Genomic DNA, 19,551 nt, shown 5'->3' on the forward strand with positions numbered 1-19,551 from the left:
TTAAGCTGGCTGAACAGCTCACGAGTGGTATATCTCTTGGTCAGATGCCTGCCCTTTTGACGCCATCCGCTCGCCTTAACCCGCCCGACCGCAGGACATTGAACATTCGATGGCTCGTCGGCACGGTTCTGACGGGCTGCACTTCGATCTTTCTGATGGGCGGAGCATTGATTGCCGGCATTCAAAGCACTGATGAGATTTCAGAAGAGGCCTTTTACAAGCAGACCGTCCAAACCCGCAAATTGAAGCCGGGCGAACTGATCTCGGCGGGCAAAAAGGGCAATCGTCTCTCCCGATCCATACGTCCGGTTTCGCATCGGCGCGAAATTCAGGTCAGCACCATTTCCAATCTTGGGACCGAAGATCTGATTACGACAAAGCCATTCATCCTGATTTCTGCATCGCTTGAAACCAAAAAGAGTCTCAACGTCTCTTTTCCCTCTTTTGATCCAGTAAGAATTTTCTCGACCACCGGTGCAAAACCGAAGCCCGCGAACAACCTTCAGGAAGACCAGTTCTATTCGGCGAACGTCGAGGGGGAAATGCGACTGCGCACCGAACCACTGACCCTCTCCTCAGATTACAAGCTGGATGCTGGCAAGCCGAGCAATTTTGCCATTAGGCAACTGGTCGATCAATCCGCCCTTTTCTTTTCTGACCAGGCGAACGGACCCGAACCTGCCATTGGCGTCATTGATCCCGCCCGCTTTGACTTCCCAACAACCTCGGTGGACGCCTTGACGCCTGCCTATATCCGAATCATTCCGGAGAACATGAGTTCGATTACCAAAAACGAACTCAATGGACAGGGATCGGAAACAGAAGAGAAAATCGTCGTTGCCGTTCAGGGCGACACCGTGCGCAATCTGCTGTTGGAAAATGAAGCAACAGAGCAGGAAGCGGCTGATCTCGCAAACCTGATCGCGGCCAAGGCTGGCATCGACGCCCTTTCAAACAATCAGCGCATGCGGATTGTCTATGAGTTGGTCCATGATGGAATAAGAGAACGCTCTCCATTGCGAATCAGCCTCTATCTGGGCGAAGAGCACCAGATAACCGTTGCCCGGTCTGATCAGGGCACCTTCCAGGTTGCCGACGAGCCGATGGAAAACACGCTTGCCCTTTCGGCCACCACCGACAATATCGCCAACTTGCAGTCCGGCCCGCGCCTCACCGTTTACGATTCGGTTTATCAGACAGCCTTGAACAATGGCATTGAGGCCGAAATGATCGACGAGATCATCAAGATCCTGTCCTTTGACGTCGACTTCAATGCCAAAGTCCAATCAGGCGACTCCCTGCAAATATTCCATTCCGCGCCCCAGAGCGAGAAGGATGAACATGCCGAAATCATGTTTGTCGAGATACAGCTCAACGGCCAGACCAAACGCTATTACAGATACCGGACACCCGATGACGGAATCGTCGACTATTATGATGAAAATGGTCGCAGCGCGAAAAAGTTCCTCATGCGCAAACCGGTTCCCGGTGCAAAATTCCGGTCTCCGTTCGGCTGGCGTCGCCATCCGATTCTCAAGATCATGCGTCTGCATAAAGGCGTAGACTGGTCCGCGCCGCGCGGCACGCCCATCCTTGCATCCGGCAACGGCAGGATCGTCACCAGAAAATGGTCGAGCGGCTATGGCAAATTCATCCAAATCCAACATACAAACGGCTATGCAACCGGCTATGGCCACATGACCCGATTCGAACCGGGCATAGATGTTGGCGATTATGTTCATCAGGGACAGATTATCGGCTATGTCGGCTCGACTGGCCTCTCGACCGGACCACATCTTCACTATGAAGTCACGGTCAACGGCAGACATGTCGATCCGATGCGCATTCGCCTGCCTCAAGGCCGGAGCCTGAATGGCGAGATGCTCGCCAATTTCGATGATGAACGCATACGTGTCAATGAATTGCTCGGCAAATCAAGCAATATCAAATTGGCGAGTGCCGACAACTGATCTGATTCATTCGGATCACTGCCGAGACTGACCCCGCTCGCATCAGATAAGACGCAAAAACGCCCCGGAAGACAAGTCCGGGGCGTTTGCCGTTTTACGATTGCACAGGCAAGCCTGCATTATTCCTCGACGCCAAAGGTCAGGGCGTCATCCTTGACCAGCACATGTACCCTGGAACAATCCAGAATACCGCCCGAAAGCAATTCCTCGGCCAGAGGATCCTGCAAGTAGCGCTGAATGACGCGCTTGAGCGGTCTTGCACCATAGGCCGGGTCATAGCCCTTGTTGGCCAGCCACTGCACCGCCTCGTCGTCCAGAACCAGCTCGATCTTGCGATCAACAAGCAGTTTGGCCATGCGCTGCATCTGGATCTCGACGATAGAGGCCATATGTTCTCTCATCAGACGATGGAAGATGATGATTTCATCAATCCTGTTGAGAAATTCCGGACGGAATGCACTGCGCACCACATTCAGAACATTTTGCCTGTCTTCCTCGCCCAGATCCGTCTCTGCCTTGCCGAGCAGGAATTCTGCACCAAGGTTGGACGTCATGATGATCAGCGTATTGCGGAAATCAACCGTCCGTCCATGACCATCGGTCAGTCGCCCGTCATCAAGCACCTGCAACAGCACGTTGAACACATCCGGATGCGCCTTTTCAATCTCGTCGAAAAGAATCACCTGATAGGGCCGCCGGCGAACCGCTTCCGTCAGAACACCACCCTCTTCATAGCCAACATAGCCCGGAGGTGCACCGATCAGGCGGGCAACCGAGTGTTTTTCCATGAATTCGGACATATCGAGACGAACCATCGCGTGCTCATCATCAAACAGAAAATCGGCAAGCGATTTGGTAAGCTCGGTTTTGCCGACACCGGTCGGACCAAGGAACATGAAAGAACCGATAGGCCGATTCGGATCCTGCAAGCCCGCACGTGCACGTCTGACGGCCTTGGAAACTGCGGTGACGGCTTCTGCCTGACCAATCACCCGCTTGCCAAGCTCGTCTTCCATTCTGAGCAGCTTGTCCCGTTCTCCTTCAAGCATCTTGTCAACGGGGATGCCGGTCCAGCGAGACACCACATGAGCAACGTGATCCGGCTGAACGGAACGTTCAACCATAGCACCCGCCTGCTGTGTCCGTTCTTCCACCTCAGCCAATGTAGCCTCGATGCGCGGAATTTCGCCATAGGCCAACTCACCCGCCTTGGCAAGGTCGCCCCGCCTTTGCGCCTGCTCAAGTTGCACCCGAGCCTCATCAAGCTGTTCTTTCAGCTTTGTTGCATCGGACAGCTTGTCTTTCTCACCTTGCCAGCGCTGTGTCAGAACCGCGGACTCTTCTTCAAGCCCGACCAGTTCACTTTCCAGCTTGCCAAGTCGATCTCTGGATGCCTCATCCTCTTCCTTTTTCAAAGCTTCGCGTTCGATCTTGAGCTGAATGATACGCCGGTCAAGCTCATCAAGGGCTTCCGGTTTGGAATCCACCTGCATGCGAAGGCGAGAAGCTGCTTCATCGACCAAGTCAATTGCCTTGTCGGGCAAGAACCGGTCCGTAATATAACGATCCGACAAGGTAGCTGCCGACACCAATGCATTGTCACTGATGCGGACGCCATGGTGCAGCTCATATTTTTCTTTCAAGCCGCGCAAAATCGAAATCGTGTCGGAAACGGTCGGCTCATTGACCATAACCGGCTGGAACCGACGGGCAAGAGCGGCATCTTTTTCTACATATTTGCGATATTCATCAAGCGTCGTAGCACCCACGCAGTGAAGCTCGCCACGAGCCAGGGCCGGTTTAAGCAGGTTTGAAGCATCCATGGCGCCGTCCGACTTGCCAGCCCCGACCAGCGTATGCATCTCGTCAATGAACAGAATGAGCTCACCGCTCGCAGACTGAACCTCATTCAGAACCGCTTTCAGTCGTTCCTCAAATTCACCGCGATATTTTGCGCCGGCAATCAGAGCGCCCATATCAAGAGCCAAAAGCCGTTTGTCGGTCAATGACTCGGGCACATCACCATTGACGATTCGAAGTGCCAGTCCTTCGGCAATCGCTGTCTTGCCGACACCCGGTTCGCCGATCAGCACAGGGTTGTTCTTGGTTCTGCGTGACAGCACCTGAATCGTGCGGCGAATTTCATCATCACGACCGATAACAGGATCAAGCTTGCCGTCTTTGGCATCCTGCGTCAGATCACGTGCATATTTCTTGAGCGCATCATAGCCATCTTCGGCAGAGGCCGAATCGGCAGTGCGCCCTTTGCGCAAAGCTTCGATCGCCTGATTGAGCGTCTGCGGGGAAACACCCGCCTTGTTCAGGATCTTGGCGGCATCACTGTCGCTGACAAGGCTCAGGGCCAAAAGCAAGCGCTCAACCGTAACATACGAATCCCCCGCCTTCTTCGCGACCTCTTCAGCCTTTTCATACAATTTTGCCATGGTGGGCGACAGATAGAGCTGCCCCGCCCCGGATCCGGATACCGACGGAATGGACCTGAGATGTTCATCCAGCAGCTTGCGAACTTGCGAAGACTGGCCGCCCGACCGGTCGATCAGACCACTGGCCATACCTTCCTTGTCGTCCATCAGAACCTTGAGAAGATGCTCAGGCAAGAAAGCCTGATGCCCCTGCCCTATGGCATAGGTTTGCGCTGACTGCATGAAGCCGCGCGCCCGCTCTGTGTAGCGTTCCAAATTCATCTCTATTCTCCTTGTGCACGATCTCTCTCATCCGAATATCGGCATGATTGAGATGCCACTGATTGATTTGATTATCTCACAGCCCCCCGATCAAAACCCAGCAGGACATTGCGATAATCACTTTTCTTCCCTGCTGCACTCAGCCAGAAAAGATCTCCCTTCCAATATGGTGTGGCATTTACGCCACAAAAGGGCCTATGCGCAAATTAATTCGATTTCCCGAAGAACCAAATGGCGAAAAGGAAGCGCCAGAACTGAACAAACAAAAAAAGCCCGGAACATGTGTCCGGGCTCTCGGTTTTTCAAATGGAATTCGCCGCCAGCAGCAGCATCAATCATCGCCGGCAGCTGCCGCTGCCTCGGGCATTGCGGACACATCCGGCTGAGGTGCGCCCTCTCCACCATCCTGAGGCGCAGGGCGTTTGCGTGAACGATAGGTCGTCCGGCGACGCCGCCGCGGTGCCGCTGGGGCTTTGCCTTCATCATCTCCATCACCGGAGCTGGCTTCGCTAGGTGATGAACTCTCCGATGATGCATCATCGTCATCGGACAAGCCATCAACGACAGCCACGTCCATCTCCATGGCCGTATTCTCGAAACCGCTCACCTCGGCCTGTGGTTCATCACCAGAAATCTCGGTCACATTCGATGGCTTGCGGTTGGAACGCTCAACAGAGGGCTGATCACCGCTGCCATTGGCCTGTCTTGCATCATCACGCGAGGAAGACTGAGCCGACGCGATGATGCGCAAATAATGCTCGGCATGCTGATAATAGTTTTCTGCCATGACAATATCACCCGACGCCAAGGCGTCTCTCGCCAAGGACTGATATTTTTCGGCAATATGGCTGGCCGTACCACGAATTTTCACATCCGGACCATTGCTGTCATAAGACCGGGACAGCGGATTAGACGGTTTGCGCCCGCGACTACGTGTCCGGCTGCTTTTTTGGCTCTGTCGCATTGTTTTTCTCTCGTATAAAAGGCCGACCAAAAGGTTTCTGCATGACAATTTGGCTGGATATTGCCCAACATTCACGCGGCCCTATCTGATCGCTCAGACCCTGGCATCGAGTTGTCAACCTGTTTGAAATGTCACGAGCCTGCCCAAATCCATGTTTGAACGGCTTCTTTGACTGAATAAATCTGAAATCTGCTGTCGGCACGCCTTGTTCTCAGGCCCGACGGATAGATATCCCAACGCCAGTTGAATGGAGCATAATCAGCAAATCAACCGGAACCTCGTCTTGGTAAGTCAAACTTATCGGGTTACGACATAAATTCAAGCCCCAAGAGGTTTTTTTGTTCAAATGCAAACACTGCTTTCAACAGAAGTTTGGCAAAAAGGCTTAATATTGCATACTTTGAAGCAGATATACGCGATTTCGCCCCCCCAAATCCTTCAATATTTTTCCAGAGCTTCCAGCCCGTGCCACGAGACCTGTCATTTTTGCGAGCTCTTGCACATCTTGTGCTTGGGCATGCCCGAATTCAAAGGCCATCAATCCCGGAATCCGATCCCACTCATGAACTGACGAGAAGATCTGCTGATAGGCTTCGAGCCCACTTTCACCGGAAACCAATGCTCCAGCAGGGTCATATTGGGCGACGTCCACCTCCAGATCATCCATCTCATGGGCTGCGAGATAGGGAGGGTTGGAAATCAGAATATCAATCCCGCCAGAAAATGCCTCGGCATAATGGCCACGAACAAAGCAAGCCCGCCCCGCAAGATCCAGAGCCTCCGCATTCTGCTGCGCAACGGCCAGCGCAGGAGAACTGATATCGGCTCCAACCCCGACAGCATTGGGCAACTCGGAAAGAAGCGAGAGCAACAGGCATCCGCTTCCGGTGCCAATGTCGAGAATTGTCAGCGACGCATCGTGGTCGTTGATCGTGTCAAGGATCCCGGCGACAAGCGTCTCGCTGTCCGGTCGTGGTACCAAGGTGTCCTTGGTAACCTTGAAGAGCAGACCCCAGAAATCCCTCTCTCCCAAAATATGAGCGACCGGTTCTCGTTTGAGGCGACGCTGCATCAAGACCTCAAGACAGGCGATATCCCTGTCGTCAAGAATGCGATCAAAACCGGAAAGCAGACCGACATCGCTCAGGCCCAGGGCGTGACGAGCCAATAGCCGCGCATCAAGCTTCGCTGTGTCGATTCCATCGTTTGACAGACGCGCTGCCATTTTGGCAATCATCTGATCGAGGCGCATTGCTTTCCAACTCTATTTGTCAGACCGTCTTTGACCATGTTTGGGCTGTGCGTGAAAGGGTGCACCGTCCGACAGGCTAGATTTCATCAGCTTCCGCAGCGGCCAGCATCTGGGCCTGATTCTCTGCGATCAGAGCATCGATCAATTCGTTCAGGCCTTCCCCCGCCAACACCTTGTCAAGCTTGTAGAGCGTCAGATTGATACGATGATCGGTCACCCTGCCTTGAGGAAAGTTATAGGTCCGAATGCGCTCGGAGCGATCACCGGATCCCACCTGCCCACGACGGGCATCGGCACGCTCACTGTCAGCCCGGGCCCGTTCAGCTTCAAACAGGCGAGCCTGCAAGACCTTCATGGCATTTGCCCGGTTCTGATGCTGGGATTTTTCAGAAGACGTGACCACAATACCCGTTGGCAAGTGAGTAATACGCACAGCAGAGTCGGTGGTGTTCACATGCTGCCCACCAGCGCCGGACGCACGCATCGTATCAATGCGGATATCTTCGGGTCGAATATCGATATCCACCTCTTCGGCCTCGGGCAACACGGCAACAGTTGCCGCAGAGGTATGAATTCTACCACCTGATTCCGTCTCTGGCACGCGCTGGACGCGATGCACGCCGGACTCAAATTTCATTTTCGCGAACACACCGACACCGGCGACGCTGGCAATGATTTCCTTGTAGCCACCAACTTCGCCCTCGCTCACCGACATGATGGAGACCTTCCAGCCATTTTCCTCGGCATACCGCTGATACATGCGAAACAGATCGCCAGCAAAAAGCGCGGCTTCGTCCCCGCCCGTCCCGGCACGCACCTCCAGAATGGCGCTCTTGCTGTCAGCGGCATCCTTGGGAAGAAGAAGAATCTGCAACTCTGAAGCCAGTTGCTCGATCTTTTCTTCCGTTGGTTTAACATCCATCTGCGCCAACTCGCGCATCTCGGCGTCCATATCCGGGTCATTCAGGATTTCCTTCAGGTCGTCAAGTTCCCGAAGCGCCTTGACATATTCCTGAGCCTTCTGGGCCACCGGCTCCAGTTCGGCATAGTCCCGGCTCAATTTCACATAGACATCCGGAGCAGGTCCTGCTGCCATCTCGGCAGAAAGAGAGTCAAATCGTTGAATGAGCGCATCGACGCGTCGTAAAGGAATAGAAATTCCTGCCATTGTCTTTTCTTTCTGTCATCCTCAGCTCTTTTCGGAACATCAACTCGCACCTGCCGAACAGGGAGCAAGTCGCAATTGGGCATCCGAATGGTACCGCTAGATGTTTCCGGCTGAGATATGGATATCATGCTCGGCAGCAAAACCTGCCAGAAATTCGATGACCTGCTCGCTGCTGGTGGCTTTTTCCAAAACAGGTCTGAACTCTGCTTCAAGCTCAGCGAGCGGCAAGTCAAGAACCATCGCCTTGACCGGACCAACCGAAGAGGGTGCCATCGACAAACGCCTGTAACCGATTGCCAGCAAAGCCATCGCGCCAAATGCCTTGCCCGCCAGCTCGCCGCAAACAGTAATCGGCACACCCTTCTCATCACCCTTGCGAATGACACATTGCAGGGCTCGCAAGAAGGACGGGGAGAGAGAAGAATAGCGACCGGACAATCGGGTATTTCCCCTGTCACAGGCCATCATGAACTGATGCAGATCGTTGGTCCCGATCGAAATGAAATCGACCCGATCCATCAATTCATCAAGCTGGAACAGCAAAGACGGCACTTCCAGCATCGCACCAAGACAGATTTTGTCCGGCTTCTGATGGCCATGTCGATCCAGATGGGCAATCTCGCGTTCAAACAAGTCCTTTGCCTGATCAAACTCACCAATATCGGTGATCATCGGGAACATCAAACGCAAATAGCGCCCGGCCGCGGCATGCAGAAGAGCTCGAATCTGTGTCCTCAACAATCCGGGCCGATCCAGTCCCAGACGAATGGCCCTCCAACCCATGGCCGGGTTTTCCTCAGCACTCATGCGCAAGAAGGAGAGCACCTTGTCACCTCCCACATCCAAAGAGCGGAAGGTCACTGGCATCCCTGCGGTGTTGTCCAGAACACGGCGATAGACTTTTTCCTGCTCGCGCATGCGTGGGAAGCTTTCAGCCACCATGAACTGCAACTCGGTTCGGAACAGGCCGATCCCCTTGGCACCGGCACCACTGAGATTGGGCAAATCAACCAGCAGACCGGCATTCATGTAGAGATCGATTTCAACATCGTCCCTGGTAATCGCCGGTTTGTCCCGCAGCTTGCGATATTGCTCCTGACGGTGCGCACGAAACTTCACCTGATCAACGTAGGACGCTTCCACGTCGGCCGGTGGGCGGATATGAACCTGTCCGGTGTCCCCATCAATAATGATGGGATCGCCGTCCTCGCAAAGGTTGACGGCAGTTGTCACCTGTCCGACGGTTGGAATCCCGAGCGCTCTTGCAACAATGACCACATGGCTGGTAGGCGCGCCCTCTTCGAGCACCAGCCCACGCACCCTGTCACGCCCATAATCGAGCAGCTCCGCCGCGCCCATATTGCGTGCAACGACAATAGAATCCGTTGGACGCTCGACGCCCTTCCCCGCGAGCTGGTCCCCTGTCAGTTTCCGCAGCAGGCGATTGGCAAGATCATCAAAGTCATGCAGACGGTCCCGAAGATAGGGATCGGTCGAGCGCATCAGTCGGGCCCGGGTATCACTTTGCACACGCTCGACAGCGGCCTCGGCAGTCAGGCCGGTCTGAACGGCTTCCTTCATCCGCCGCACCCAGCCCCGGTCATAGGCGAACATGCGATAGGCTTCCAGAATATCGCGATGCTCACCGCCGTGAGAGATATCATCCCGGCTCAGAAGATCATCGACGGACAAGCGCAATTGCTCGATCGCCGTTTCCAGACGTTTTTCTTCAGCCAGCGAATCCTCGGCGATCAGATTCGTTACGACAATACGCGGCTCATGCAGCACAACCCGCCCAAGGCCGATTCCTTCCGCCATCGCCAGCCCTTCGATCCGAAGGGGACGCACCAGATCGAGATCCGCTCCAGGGTCTGAAAGCCCTTTCAGCTCGCCCGATGCGATCAGCTCGGCAAGGACCATTGCCGTCGTTTGCAGCGCCTCGACCTCTTCATCCGAGTAGATGCGCTGGGTCTTGTTCTGCACCACCAGAACCCCGAGCGTGCGTCCAGAGCGCAAGATCGGCACACCAAGAAAGGCATGATAGATTTCCTCGCCTGTTTCCGGGCGATAGGCAAAAGCAGGATGGTCCTGAGGCTCGGACAGATTGAGAATGCGGGCTTCAGAGGCGATGTGCCCGACCAGACCTTCCCCGACATGCAATCGGGTTTCGTGAACGGCCGTGGGATTGAGACCTTCCGTGGCATAAAGCTCAAGCTGGCTGTCCGAACGAAGAACATAGACAGAGCAGACCTCGGCCACCATATTGGCCGCGATCAGCTGCACGATCTCGTTTAATCGTTCCTGCGCATCCGTGGGCTTCGCCATCGTTTCGCGAAGGCGTCGCAACAAGATCCGCGGACCAGCCAGATTTCCACGCATCGGCGTCTCTCCGGGTTCCGCATTTTACGATTTGGCCAGACCAGAGGCAAGACCAACGCGTTTCAACACCCAACCCGCACAGCATGACAGAAGTCCATGCACTGGTGGATGGGGATTCGTTCCAAATTCACTATGGCACGTGGCAAACAAACAGATCAATCATTCCTAGCATACTGAAACGATTGAGGATCAGCTCTTGAACAAGTGTCAACACACACAGGCTGACATGCAAGCACGCCAGCCCGTATTTTGCCGTTATTTTTTATCCAGACCATAAAGCGAGTGCAAGGACCGCACCGCCAATTCAGCATATTCAGCGTTAATCAGAATAGAGATCTTGATCTCGGACGTCGTGATTGCGCGAATATTGATACCCTTGTCCGCAAGCGCCTTGAAGGCCGTTGAGGCGACCCCGGCGTGACTGCGCATGCCGATACCAATGACAGACACTTTGACAACATCCGTGGAACCATGCAGCACCGCATAGTTGATATTCGAGCGGGCCTCTTCCAGCACGATCTTGGCGCGCTCGAAATCCCCTTTCGGAACCGTGAAGGTCATATCGGTGATGGTGCCATCCTCAGATATGTTCTGCACGATCATATCGACATTGATATTGGCCTCTGCCAGAGGACCAAAAACATGCGCCGCAATACCCGGCTTGTCCTCAACACGGCGCAGAGAGATTTGCGCTTCGTCCTTTGAGAAGGCAATTCCGGTTACAACCTGTTTTTCCACAATCTCATCCTCATCACAGATCAAAGTTCCCACGGGGTGGTTGCTGTTCATCAATTCCGGAGCATCCGGCTCAACAAATGACGACCGCACGAAGGTACGCACATTATGAACCATTGCCATTTCTACCGAGCGAACCTGCATCACCTTAGCCCCCAGAGAGGCCATTTCGAGCATTTCCTCAAAGGAAATCTGCTCCAGACGACGCGCTTCCGGCACGATCCTCGGATCGGTCGTATAGACCCCGTCGACATCGGTATAGATGTCACAGCGATCGGCCCGAATAGCCGCAGCAATCGCCACAGCACTCGTGTCAGACCCACCGCGACCCAATGTCGATATGCGATTGTCCGGGCCGATTCCCTGGAAACCCGCAATGACGGCAACCTGATTCATCTCGAGCCGCTCGACAAGAGCATCCCCGTTGATTTCTTCAATCCGCGCCGCACCATGTACGCCATTGGTTTTAAAGGGAATTTGCCACCCGAGCCACGACCGGGCATCAACTCCGATATTCTGCAAGGTCAATGCAAGCAAACCGGACGTAACCTGCTCACCTGAGGATACGACCGTGTCATATTCCCTTGCATCATAAAGGGGGGCGGCTTCCTGAACCCAGCCGACCAGTTCATTGGTTTTTCCTGCCATGGCAGAGACCACGACGGCCACCTGATTCCCGGCATCCACTTCACGTTTCACATGTCGGGCGACTCGTCTGATGCGATTAAGATCCGCTACAGAGGTGCCACCAAACTTCATGACAAGACGAGCCATTCACTATCGCTTTCTGTCACTGGTTTCCTTGTTACGAGACAATCGAGGCAGCTCCTGAGACTGCCCCTCTTGCCGTTTGCGCATAGTCATACTCGGCAGACGCCCTGCTTGCAAGCATTCAAAGGCTTGACTTTTTCGATGCCAGACCGAATTTATCAAAAAACCAAACAGACTCCTCCTCTCGTATAGTGATTTATTCAATCTTCGGGCAGTCCTTAGCATCAGGCGGAATTCAAATGACTTCTGAAAATAACCGGCCAACCTCGACTGTGGATGACGCAGAAATCGAACGCTTCTCGGCGATGGCCGCAGAATGGTGGAACCCCAAAGGCAAATTTCGCCCCCTGCACAAATTCAATCCGACACGGCTTGCCTATATCCGGCAGATACTGGTTGACCATTTCGGACGGGACAACAAGTCCGCAAGGCCGCTGGAAGGCATCCGCATTCTCGATATCGGTTGCGGTGGCGGCCTGCTGTGCGAGCCCCTCTGTCGCATGGGTGCTAAGATCGTCGGGGTGGATGCATCTGAAAAGAATATCGGTGTCGCCTCAACCCACGCCAAGGAAGGCGGACTCGACATCGACTATCGGGCCACGACAGCCGAAGCCCTCGCGGAAAATGGCGAACAGTTTGATGCAGTCCTCAATATGGAAGTCGTCGAACATGTCGCCGATGTTGATCTTTTCATTCAGACAAGCGCCAGCATGGTCAAACCAGGCGGACTGATGTTCATCGCCACCCTCAACCGGACCATGAAAGCGCATGCTCTGGCGATCATCGGAGCGGAATATGTCCTGCGCTGGCTGCCCATCGGCACCCACAGTTGGGAGAAATTTGTCACCCCGGACGAGTTGGAACGCGCCCTTGCGCCAACATCGCTGACCGTCCTCGAAAAGACCGGCGTGACTTATAATCCCCTGTTCGACAAATGGTCGCTCTCCAAGGATCTTGACGTCAACTACATGATCCTGTGCGAGCGTCCCGAAACAGACTGAGCAACCCCGATTATCTGCCCCAATCATCTGAGTTGAGCCAAAGGCTTTCAAAAGCCGGCACGATCATCAGTGCAGACAATATCGCGCGTGATGGCACGGTGACAGACACATCGAAGACCGATGAGCGGCTTCAGGCCTTGGCACATTTCTGAAAAGGATCGCCAATGCCCCAGACCTTGACGCATCGGACATTTCTTCAGCGGGAAAAGGGTTGGGGCGGCTTCGGCTTCGCACCAGCCCTTGTCAGGGACATTTCATGACAGACCCGACAACGCCCATCGAGCGTTCAGTTCTTGTCTTCCGGCAATGATGGCAACGGCAGGCAATCAATGCCATCCTCTGCCAAAGACTTGGCATCCTCAACACTCGCTTCGCCGTAAATGCCGCGCTTCTCGCTTTCCTTGAAATGGATCTTGCGCGCCTCTTCGGCAAATTTGTCACCGACATAATCGGCATTCTGCACCACATGGTCCCTGAAGGCCCTGAGCATGTGCTGAACCTGCTGTTGGTCAGGTGTTGCAGCTCCAACCGTAACCGCCTGACTGGGCGCTGAGTGATTGGCAGGAACAAGGGCAGGACCAGATGGCGCATTCTGAGACCGGGTCCCGGACACTTTCGGCGACATCAGGGATTTCGAAATCGCAGTGGAGCTACAGACCGGACATTCCACATGCCCATGCTTCATTTGCGCTTCGCAATCATCATTATTGCGAAACCATACTTCAAATACGTGATCATGATCGCAGCGCAGCGAATACTTAATCAAGGTAGCTCCTTTGAAGACTGAAAAGACCGGCGCTTTGTCGAAAACTGCCGACAAGACCGGATACCGAATTCGGCATCTGTTGGATCCTGTCTCTACATTTGGACCCTGTCTCTATATATAGAGTAATCGGTATCAAATTTCAAAAGAACGATCATGCTGAAGTGATGGAATCGCCTTGCGACAAACGTCTACGCGCGTCATGTCGATATTAGCTGCAATAAAGCCTGGCTCATCTGCGGCTTCGGCCAAAATCGTGCCCCACGGATCTACGATAAGGGAATGACCATAGGTCTTGCGACCATTCTCATGCTGCCCCCCCTGCGCCGCAGCGATCACGAATGCGCCATTCTCGATCGCCCGGGCTCGCATCAACACATGCCAGTGAGCCTGGCCAGTGCGTTTTGTAAAGGCCGCCGGAATTGCCAGAATATTGGCATTCATTTGCTTACTGAGGGCACGATAAAGATAGGGAAAGCGTAAATCGTAACAAATGGAAAGCCCAAGAGTTCCCCACGGCAAAGGAGCCGCCACCGCCTTTTGACCCGGAACAAAGCTCGCCGACTCCCGGTAGCTCTCGCCACTCTCCAGATCGACATCGAACATGTGTATCTTGTCGTATGAAGCCGCAACACGCCCAGCCGGAGATATCAACAAGCTTCTGTTCACGGCCCGAGCATCATCGCCTGTTCCGACCAGAAACGACATCGAGCCGATGTGAAGCCAGATATCCAGCTCTTCGGCCAACGCCTGCATACGCTTCAGGCCCGTGCAGTCCTCTTGCGCTGAAATCACATTCATCATGGCCTGACGATTCATTTCCATCGTCGCGGTCTGCTCCGGTGTCTGAATATACTGGCAGCCATCGCGTCTTGCGTCCCGGATCAGATGCTCGGCATCGTCCAGATTCCGAACAGGGTCCAACGCTGAACACATTTGAATACAGGCGGCTCGAAAAGACGTCATGCGGCTCTCCACGCGGTTGATAGGCAACATCATCAAAAACAAGTCTGAAAACGAATGTTTAACAAGGACTTAAACTTGTTTAAAAGCACATTTTCAAAAGCAGTCCTACTGCAACAGGGGACAAATGGGACAGAAGACTCAAAATAGCCCGGCACCCATAAACAGGGAAGCTCTAAAGTGCGGCCCACAGTGCTTTTTACACCTCCCTTACCCCTCAACATGATTAACGAACCACTCCCGCCCGGAGCTGCACGACACCACAACGCTGATAACAGTCTCAAAATTGCAACAGTGGTGAAAAAAACCATGCAAGCAACGCAATATAGCTGTTCATATTCCGTTAATGTCGTGACTTGCCTCGACCTTCTCCCCTAAGATGCAGCCAACTACGAAACGCGCCTCCGCAACACTTGTTTTGTGTTTTTTTGTAGCAAGGTGGATGTGTCTGAAAATTCTTAAATTCAAGAAACTGCTGATCCCATGAAATTTTTTGAACAAATGCGAGCTGCTCGGTATAAAAAGACCATAGCCTCTTCCATGATCATGGTGGCGCTGTCCTCTTCCGCTTTTGCCGCAGATCTTCACACTGTTTTTGACACCCAGTCTGCCTATGACTGGAGCGGCCTTTACATGGGCGTTCAATATGGCATGGGCAACGGCACCATCAACAGCAAAGACGGCACAAACAAGACCAGCTTCAAATTCAACACCGGCGACTCCTCAACGGGTGGCGTTCTGGCGGGTTGGAACTTCCAGCAGGGCAACATCGTCTACGGTCTGGAAGGCGGCGTTTCGGTTAATGAACTCAAAGGCAATTACAGCGGATCGGCGCTTCCCTACCAGAACAACGATTATGTCTGGCACGCCGAAGCACGTGGTCGTCTGGGTTACTCCTTCGGACGGTTCCTGCCCTACGTAAGCGCAGGTCTTCTGGCTGGTGAATATTATGTCAAGAGCGGCGCCACTGCGACCGGTTCTACGGCAGATATTGATGGCGTTTTCGGCTATACCGCAGGTGCCGGTGTTGATGTTCGGATTGCGCAGAACTTCTCCTTGCGATCCGAATATATCTATCAGAATTACGGCAAGAGCAATTATCAGCTCGCCAGCGGGCCAACCACTCTGACGAACGACTACGACGTCCATATTGCTCGCGCGGCCCTGCTTTATCATTTCGGCAATCCGATGCAGGCTGATGCAGACACCATGGACAAGGTCCTCTTTGCAGGGCCTTCCCTCGGCCTTAACGTGGGCTTCTCGACCGGCAAGGTCAAACTGGACGGCTATAGTGATGGCAAGATCGATCTGGCAACTGCATCGGCAGGTGCCAAGGTTGGCTATCTTTATCCGATCGGCAATTTCCGGCTTGGTGCAGAGGCTGAACTGGTCTTTCACAATGGCACGAAAAGCACGAACCCGTCCGGCCCTGTTACAGATTTCAGCTATCGCCTGATGTGGCATTCTGCGCTGCGTGCAAAAGCTGGCTACGCGTTTGATCGCTTCATGCCTTATGTTCTGGCTGGTGCCAACCTTGCACAGTTTGTGACCGAGGTCGCTCCTTCCTCAAACACCAATCTGGATCCTTTCAAGCACGGCTTCAGTTTTGGCGGTGGTCTGGAATATGCGATTACCGACCGCATCAGTGCAGACCTTGGCTACACCTATAACAACTATGACAGCTTCGCGGTGGAAACTGGCGGCAGCAAGTCAAACATCGAACATGACTTCCATCAGGTTCGGCTGGGCGTTGTCTTCCGCTAACTGGCCACGGCCTAACGGCAAGGCATCCCGAGATACAAAAAGCGGTTCAGAGGATAAGTCACGGACTTGGCTCTGAGCCGCTTTTTATTTGCAACCCCATCATCGGCAACATGTCCGAGGCATTCCGCTTCAAGGAAATTCCGGCTCAGACCGAAAGACTAATCTGTTGCTTGACCCGACCATCAGGCAGCAAGCATGGCGTCAAGCTTTCCTGCCTTCTCAAGAGCATAAAGCTCATCACAACCGCCAACATGGCTGTCATTAATGAATATTTGCGGAAAGGTCCGCCGCCCGGACTTGTTGACCATTTCCTGCTTGAGGCCGGCATCAAAGGTCGCATCAAATTCACGAAACGCGACGCCCTTGTCGCCGAGCAATCGTTTCGCCGCCGTGCAATAGCCGCACATTTTTCGAGTATAAATCACCACATCTGCCATTTTGGTCTCCAAACACACCGGCGCATATAAAGAGCGCCCTTTCTTTTGATTAATTCTAGGCTCGATCTTATATGGGAATTTCCGAAGATCCGGCAACCCGGGAAAAGGTTATTATGTCAATTTCCTTGGCTCCGGCCCGCCTCAATACGCGACAACAGGATTCCAAAGTCGCACCGGTCGTCCAGACATCATCGACAAGCACCACCGTTCGCCCGGCCACGGTCAGCTTGTGCGGCTGAGACAATCTGAATGCACCTTCAACATTCTGCCTGCGCTCCTCATCATTCAAACCGACCTGTTGTAGGGTTGATCGTGTCCTCTGAAGAAGATCGGGCAAATAGGATCGCTTGGCTTCCTCTGCAATGACCTTTGCAAGCAGGGCTGACTGGTTGAAGCCCCTGCGCCAGAGTCGCCTTCTGTGGAGAGGTACTGGCACGACAAGTGCTTCCGGATCGGCCAGACAGTCAGCCCCTGCCCGCGCCATCCAACGCCCCATCACGGTCGCGAGTTCAACGCGATCATGATATTTCAACTGATGCACCATACGCCGCGCCGTCTCGCCGAAAAGGGCAACTGATCGGGCGCGATCATAGAAGGGAGGCACTGCAAGCACCGAGGGATCGACAATCATCGTCCCCAGATCATGAGAAAAGGGCAAGCCCGAGATCGGACAATAGGGCGGTACGATCCAGTCCATTTTGTGCCAACAGTCACCACACAAATGGTTCGCCCGCTCCACGACCTTGCCACAACCTGCGCAACGGGGAGGAATCACCAGATCCAGCAAACCTCGAGCAAGCGACCGCACCCCGCAGCCAACCGCGGGCCTTTCAATGGATAGGAATTTTGAGAATAAAACCACAAGCCCCCCAAAAAATGCGCAAAATGGCGACAGCCAGAGCAACCAAGGTCAGCCTGCATCAACGAGGCGATTGCATAGCCCAGCCATATCAGACATGAATATTCGAAAGGAGACAAGGCATGACTGATATACCGCAAATCTTTGATACACGACTTCTGAAGGAACGTCGCGTGAGAGCCTATCGAAAATTTGGCCGTCAGGGTGACTTTCTTCTGACCATGTCCATCGAGGATTTGCTCGACCGCCTCGCGATCACGTTGCGCCCTTTTCCCAAATGTGTGGAATTGGGCGGCCATAGCGGCATCCTTGCTCAGGCTCTTTCAAAAAGAGAGGGAACCGAAAGCGTCATGCGTCTTGAACAGGATCCCGTCTTTTTCCAACCGGAAGATGCCGGGCTTGTCATGGAGAGCGAAGAGCTGCCCCTTGAGGCCGAAAGCATCAATCTGCTGGTCTCCCCGCTTTATCTCCACTGGATCAACGATTTGCCGGGCCTTCTACATCAAATCCGCCAGAGCCTTGCTCCCGATGGCCTTTTGCTTGCCAGCCTGTTGGGACGGGAAAGCCTTCGAGAATTGCGTCAGGCCTTCCTGATGGCTGAGAGCGAGCTGAAGTCCGGCTCAAGCCCGCACGTCAGTCCCTTCCCAGACGTCAGGGATATGGGGACCCTATTGCAGCGCGCAGGCTTTGCGCTGCCGGTCGTCGATCACGATTTGATCACGGTTCGCTACGATACCATGTTTGATTTGATGCGTGATCTTCGCTTCATGGGGGCTACCAATGTCTTGCACGAAAGAAGCCGCACGCCACTCAGAAAAGACATTCTCTATCGGGCCGCGGAGATCTACAGGGACACCTTCTCCGAGCCTGACGGGCGTCTTGTGGCAACTTTCCAGATCCTGTATCTATCCGGCTGGTCACCGCATGAAAGCCAGCAAAAACCGCTCGCTCCGGGAAGCGCCCAACAGTCACTGGCCACAGCTTTGGGTGACAAGTCTGCGGAGTGAAATCAACGACAAGAAAGCAGATAAATGGAGATGTCTATTCGAAAATTCCGTTCAGAACCTCGGTCAAATAGTCCAGTAAACCTGTCAGAACGGTAACCACATCGCCAATCGACAAAATAATAATCACACCAACCAAACCAACAAGAATGCCATATTCCAGAAAAGTGGCACCACTTTCATCTTTCATGAAATCGCGAAAGTTTCGAAACATAACCATCCCAATCAGTTTAGGGTGAGACCTCATCCTTTACTCGACTATTTGATACGATTTTATCGAAAAACGTAAAAAAATCTCGAAGAAACGACTTCTAGTCCCCTTTTTGTCGGGATTTGGCAACCAAAATATTAACGGGAAATTTTACTCAGACCTTATGGACCCAACAGGTCGATCAGCGGGGCGATCAAAGGCAGATCAGCCGGAGGCATCGGAAAATCGCGCAAGGCACCGGCCCGCACCCATTTCAGATCCTGGCCTTCTCTTGAATGAGGCACCCCGTCCCAACGTCGGCAGACATAGAGCGGCATCATGAGATGAAAGTCATCATAGGCATGGCTTGCAAACGTCAGGGGCGCCAGACAGCTTTCCCATGTCCTAATCCCCAATTCTTCATCAAGTTCGCGTATTAGAGCCTCTTCGGGCCTTTCACCGGGCTCCAGTTTGCCACCTGGAAATTCCCACAATCCGGCAAGAGCCTTTCCTTCTGGCCTTTGTGAAATAAGGATCCGGTTGTCCGGATCCACAAGCGCAACAGCCACGACAAGCAGCAATCGGACAGACGAAGAGACCCGTTCGATTTCAGGTACCATGCCGTG

At 53.7% G+C, this 19,551-nt stretch carries 16 protein-coding genes (1 of these 16 only partly in view); 4 read left to right on the plus strand and 12 right to left on the minus strand.

The genetic code is table 11. From position 1 onward, the window contains the following. On the plus strand, positions 1-1,970 hold the 3' portion of the coding sequence (locus ACHZB8_RS19605) for a M23 family metallopeptidase (RefSeq protein ID WP_316862815.1). 55 nt of this gene lie to the left of the window's left edge; the window shows 1,970 of its 2,025 coding nt (coding positions 56-2,025); its start codon lies beyond the left edge, outside the window; it ends in the stop codon at positions 1,968-1,970. A gap of 119 nt (positions 1,971-2,089) precedes the next feature. On the opposite strand, the gene clpB is transcribed toward ACHZB8_RS19605, so the two are convergent. The 6 genes from clpB to ACHZB8_RS19635 all read right to left on the minus strand — a co-directional run bounded on the left by clpB (position 2,090) and on the right by ACHZB8_RS19635 (position 11,947). Next, positions 2,090-4,675, minus strand: coding sequence for an ATP-dependent chaperone ClpB (clpB, locus tag ACHZB8_RS19610; protein ID WP_316862816.1), 2,586 nt, complete (start codon positions 4,673-4,675; stop codon positions 2,090-2,092). A gap of 331 nt (positions 4,676-5,006) precedes the next feature. Then, a complete protein-coding gene (locus ACHZB8_RS19615) occupies positions 5,007-5,639 on the minus strand; it encodes a DUF4167 domain-containing protein (protein ID WP_316862817.1) in 633 nt (210 codons plus the stop codon). A 385-nt stretch (positions 5,640-6,024) separates the two neighbouring features. Then, a complete protein-coding gene (gene prmC, locus ACHZB8_RS19620; protein ID WP_316862818.1) occupies positions 6,025-6,891 on the minus strand; it encodes a peptide chain release factor N(5)-glutamine methyltransferase in 867 nt (288 codons plus the stop codon). 76 nt (positions 6,892-6,967) lie between these two features. Beyond that, positions 6,968-8,059, minus strand: coding sequence for a peptide chain release factor 1 (gene prfA, locus ACHZB8_RS19625; protein WP_316862819.1), 1,092 nt, complete (start codon positions 8,057-8,059; stop codon positions 6,968-6,970). Positions 8,060-8,155: 96 nt separating this feature from the next. Then, on the minus strand, positions 8,156-10,438 hold the full coding sequence (ptsP, locus tag ACHZB8_RS19630) for a phosphoenolpyruvate--protein phosphotransferase (RefSeq protein WP_316862820.1): 2,283 nt from the start codon (positions 10,436-10,438) through the stop codon (positions 8,156-8,158). A gap of 255 nt (positions 10,439-10,693) precedes the next feature. Then, positions 10,694-11,947 (minus strand): aspartate kinase, encoded by a 1,254-nt coding sequence (locus tag ACHZB8_RS19635; protein WP_316862821.1) that lies wholly within the window; start codon positions 11,945-11,947, stop codon positions 10,694-10,696. A gap of 236 nt (positions 11,948-12,183) precedes the next feature. Here ACHZB8_RS19635 and ubiG point away from each other — a divergent pair, with 236 nt between their 5' ends. Next, positions 12,184-12,945, plus strand: a complete 762-nt coding sequence (ubiG, locus tag ACHZB8_RS19640) for a bifunctional 2-polyprenyl-6-hydroxyphenol methylase/3-demethylubiquinol 3-O-methyltransferase UbiG (RefSeq protein ID WP_316862822.1) — start codon at positions 12,184-12,186, stop codon at positions 12,943-12,945. A 286-nt stretch (positions 12,946-13,231) separates the two neighbouring features. On the opposite strand, the gene ACHZB8_RS19645 is transcribed toward ubiG, so the two are convergent. Both ACHZB8_RS19645 and ACHZB8_RS19650 read right to left on the minus strand, forming a co-directional pair. Beyond that, complete coding sequence (locus ACHZB8_RS19645) at positions 13,232-13,711, minus strand: DUF1178 family protein (protein WP_316862823.1); 480 nt, start codon at positions 13,709-13,711, stop codon at positions 13,232-13,234. Positions 13,712-13,843: 132 nt separating this feature from the next. Then, positions 13,844-14,674 carry a carbon-nitrogen hydrolase family protein gene (locus ACHZB8_RS19650; protein ID WP_316862824.1) on the minus strand — a complete coding sequence of 277 codons (831 nt, stop codon included), beginning with the start codon at positions 14,672-14,674 and terminating at the stop codon, positions 13,844-13,846. A gap of 480 nt (positions 14,675-15,154) precedes the next feature. Here ACHZB8_RS19650 and ACHZB8_RS19655 point away from each other — a divergent pair, with 480 nt between their 5' ends. After that, the gene (locus tag ACHZB8_RS19655; RefSeq protein WP_316862825.1) at positions 15,155-16,435 is read left to right on the plus strand and encodes an outer membrane beta-barrel protein; all 1,281 of its coding nucleotides are present in this window, start codon (positions 15,155-15,157) and stop codon (positions 16,433-16,435) included. Between the two features lie 182 nt (positions 16,436-16,617). Here ACHZB8_RS19655 and grxC read toward each other — a convergent pair whose 3' ends face one another. After that, entirely contained in the window at positions 16,618-16,872 is a 255-nt protein-coding gene (grxC, locus tag ACHZB8_RS19660; protein WP_316862827.1) for a glutaredoxin 3, read from the minus strand. Positions 16,873-16,939: 67 nt separating this feature from the next. Next, positions 16,940-17,734, minus strand: coding sequence for a ComF family protein (locus ACHZB8_RS19665; RefSeq protein WP_316862829.1), 795 nt, complete (start codon positions 17,732-17,734; stop codon positions 16,940-16,942). Between the two features lie 119 nt (positions 17,735-17,853). On the opposite strand from ACHZB8_RS19665, the gene ACHZB8_RS19670 reads away from it, so the two are divergent. Continuing rightward, on the plus strand, positions 17,854-18,738 hold the full coding sequence (locus ACHZB8_RS19670; RefSeq protein WP_316862830.1) for a methyltransferase domain-containing protein: 885 nt from the start codon (positions 17,854-17,856) through the stop codon (positions 18,736-18,738). Positions 18,739-18,772: 34 nt separating this feature from the next. Here ACHZB8_RS19670 and ACHZB8_RS19675 read toward each other — a convergent pair whose 3' ends face one another. Continuing rightward, on the minus strand, positions 18,773-18,949 hold the full coding sequence (locus tag ACHZB8_RS19675; RefSeq protein WP_316862832.1) for a Flp family type IVb pilin: 177 nt from the start codon (positions 18,947-18,949) through the stop codon (positions 18,773-18,775). A 158-nt stretch (positions 18,950-19,107) separates the two neighbouring features. Further along, on the minus strand, positions 19,108-19,545 hold the full coding sequence (locus ACHZB8_RS19680) for a (deoxy)nucleoside triphosphate pyrophosphohydrolase (RefSeq protein WP_316862833.1): 438 nt from the start codon (positions 19,543-19,545) through the stop codon (positions 19,108-19,110). Positions 19,546-19,551 lie beyond the last annotated feature (6 nt).

Source organism: uncultured Cohaesibacter sp. (genome assembly GCF_963556055.3).
Classification (GTDB): Bacteria; Pseudomonadota; Alphaproteobacteria; order Rhizobiales; family Cohaesibacteraceae; genus Cohaesibacter.

Bases quoted from the DNA above. Each gene is read 5' to 3' on its own strand.
- clpB (WP_316862816.1), bottom strand. From the start codon at position 4,675: ATGAATTTGGAACGCTACACAGAGCGGGCGCGCGGCTTCATGCAGTCA.
- grxC (WP_316862827.1), bottom strand. From the start codon at position 16,872: ATGGCAGATGTGGTGATTTATACTCGAAAAATGTGCGGCTATTGCACG.
- ubiG (WP_316862822.1), top strand. From the start codon at position 12,184: ATGACTTCTGAAAATAACCGGCCAACCTCGACTGTGGATGACGCAGAA.
- ACHZB8_RS19650 (WP_316862824.1), bottom strand. From the start codon at position 14,674: ATGACGTCTTTTCGAGCCGCCTGTATTCAAATGTGTTCAGCGTTGGAC.
- ACHZB8_RS19655 (WP_316862825.1), top strand. From the start codon at position 15,155: ATGAAATTTTTTGAACAAATGCGAGCTGCTCGGTATAAAAAGACCATA.
- ACHZB8_RS19680 (WP_316862833.1), bottom strand. From the start codon at position 19,545: ATGGTACCTGAAATCGAACGGGTCTCTTCGTCTGTCCGATTGCTGCTT.
- ptsP (WP_316862820.1), bottom strand. From the start codon at position 10,438: ATGCGTGGAAATCTGGCTGGTCCGCGGATCTTGTTGCGACGCCTTCGC.
- ACHZB8_RS19675 (WP_316862832.1), bottom strand. From the start codon at position 18,949: ATGTTTCGAAACTTTCGCGATTTCATGAAAGATGAAAGTGGTGCCACT.
- ACHZB8_RS19670 (WP_316862830.1), top strand. From the start codon at position 17,854: ATGACTGATATACCGCAAATCTTTGATACACGACTTCTGAAGGAACGT.
- prfA (WP_316862819.1), bottom strand. From the start codon at position 8,059: ATGGCAGGAATTTCTATTCCTTTACGACGCGTCGATGCGCTCATTCAA.
- ACHZB8_RS19615 (WP_316862817.1), bottom strand. From the start codon at position 5,639: ATGCGACAGAGCCAAAAAAGCAGCCGGACACGTAGTCGCGGGCGCAAA.
- prmC (WP_316862818.1), bottom strand. From the start codon at position 6,891: ATGCGCCTCGATCAGATGATTGCCAAAATGGCAGCGCGTCTGTCAAAC.
- ACHZB8_RS19635 (WP_316862821.1), bottom strand. From the start codon at position 11,947: ATGGCTCGTCTTGTCATGAAGTTTGGTGGCACCTCTGTAGCGGATCTT.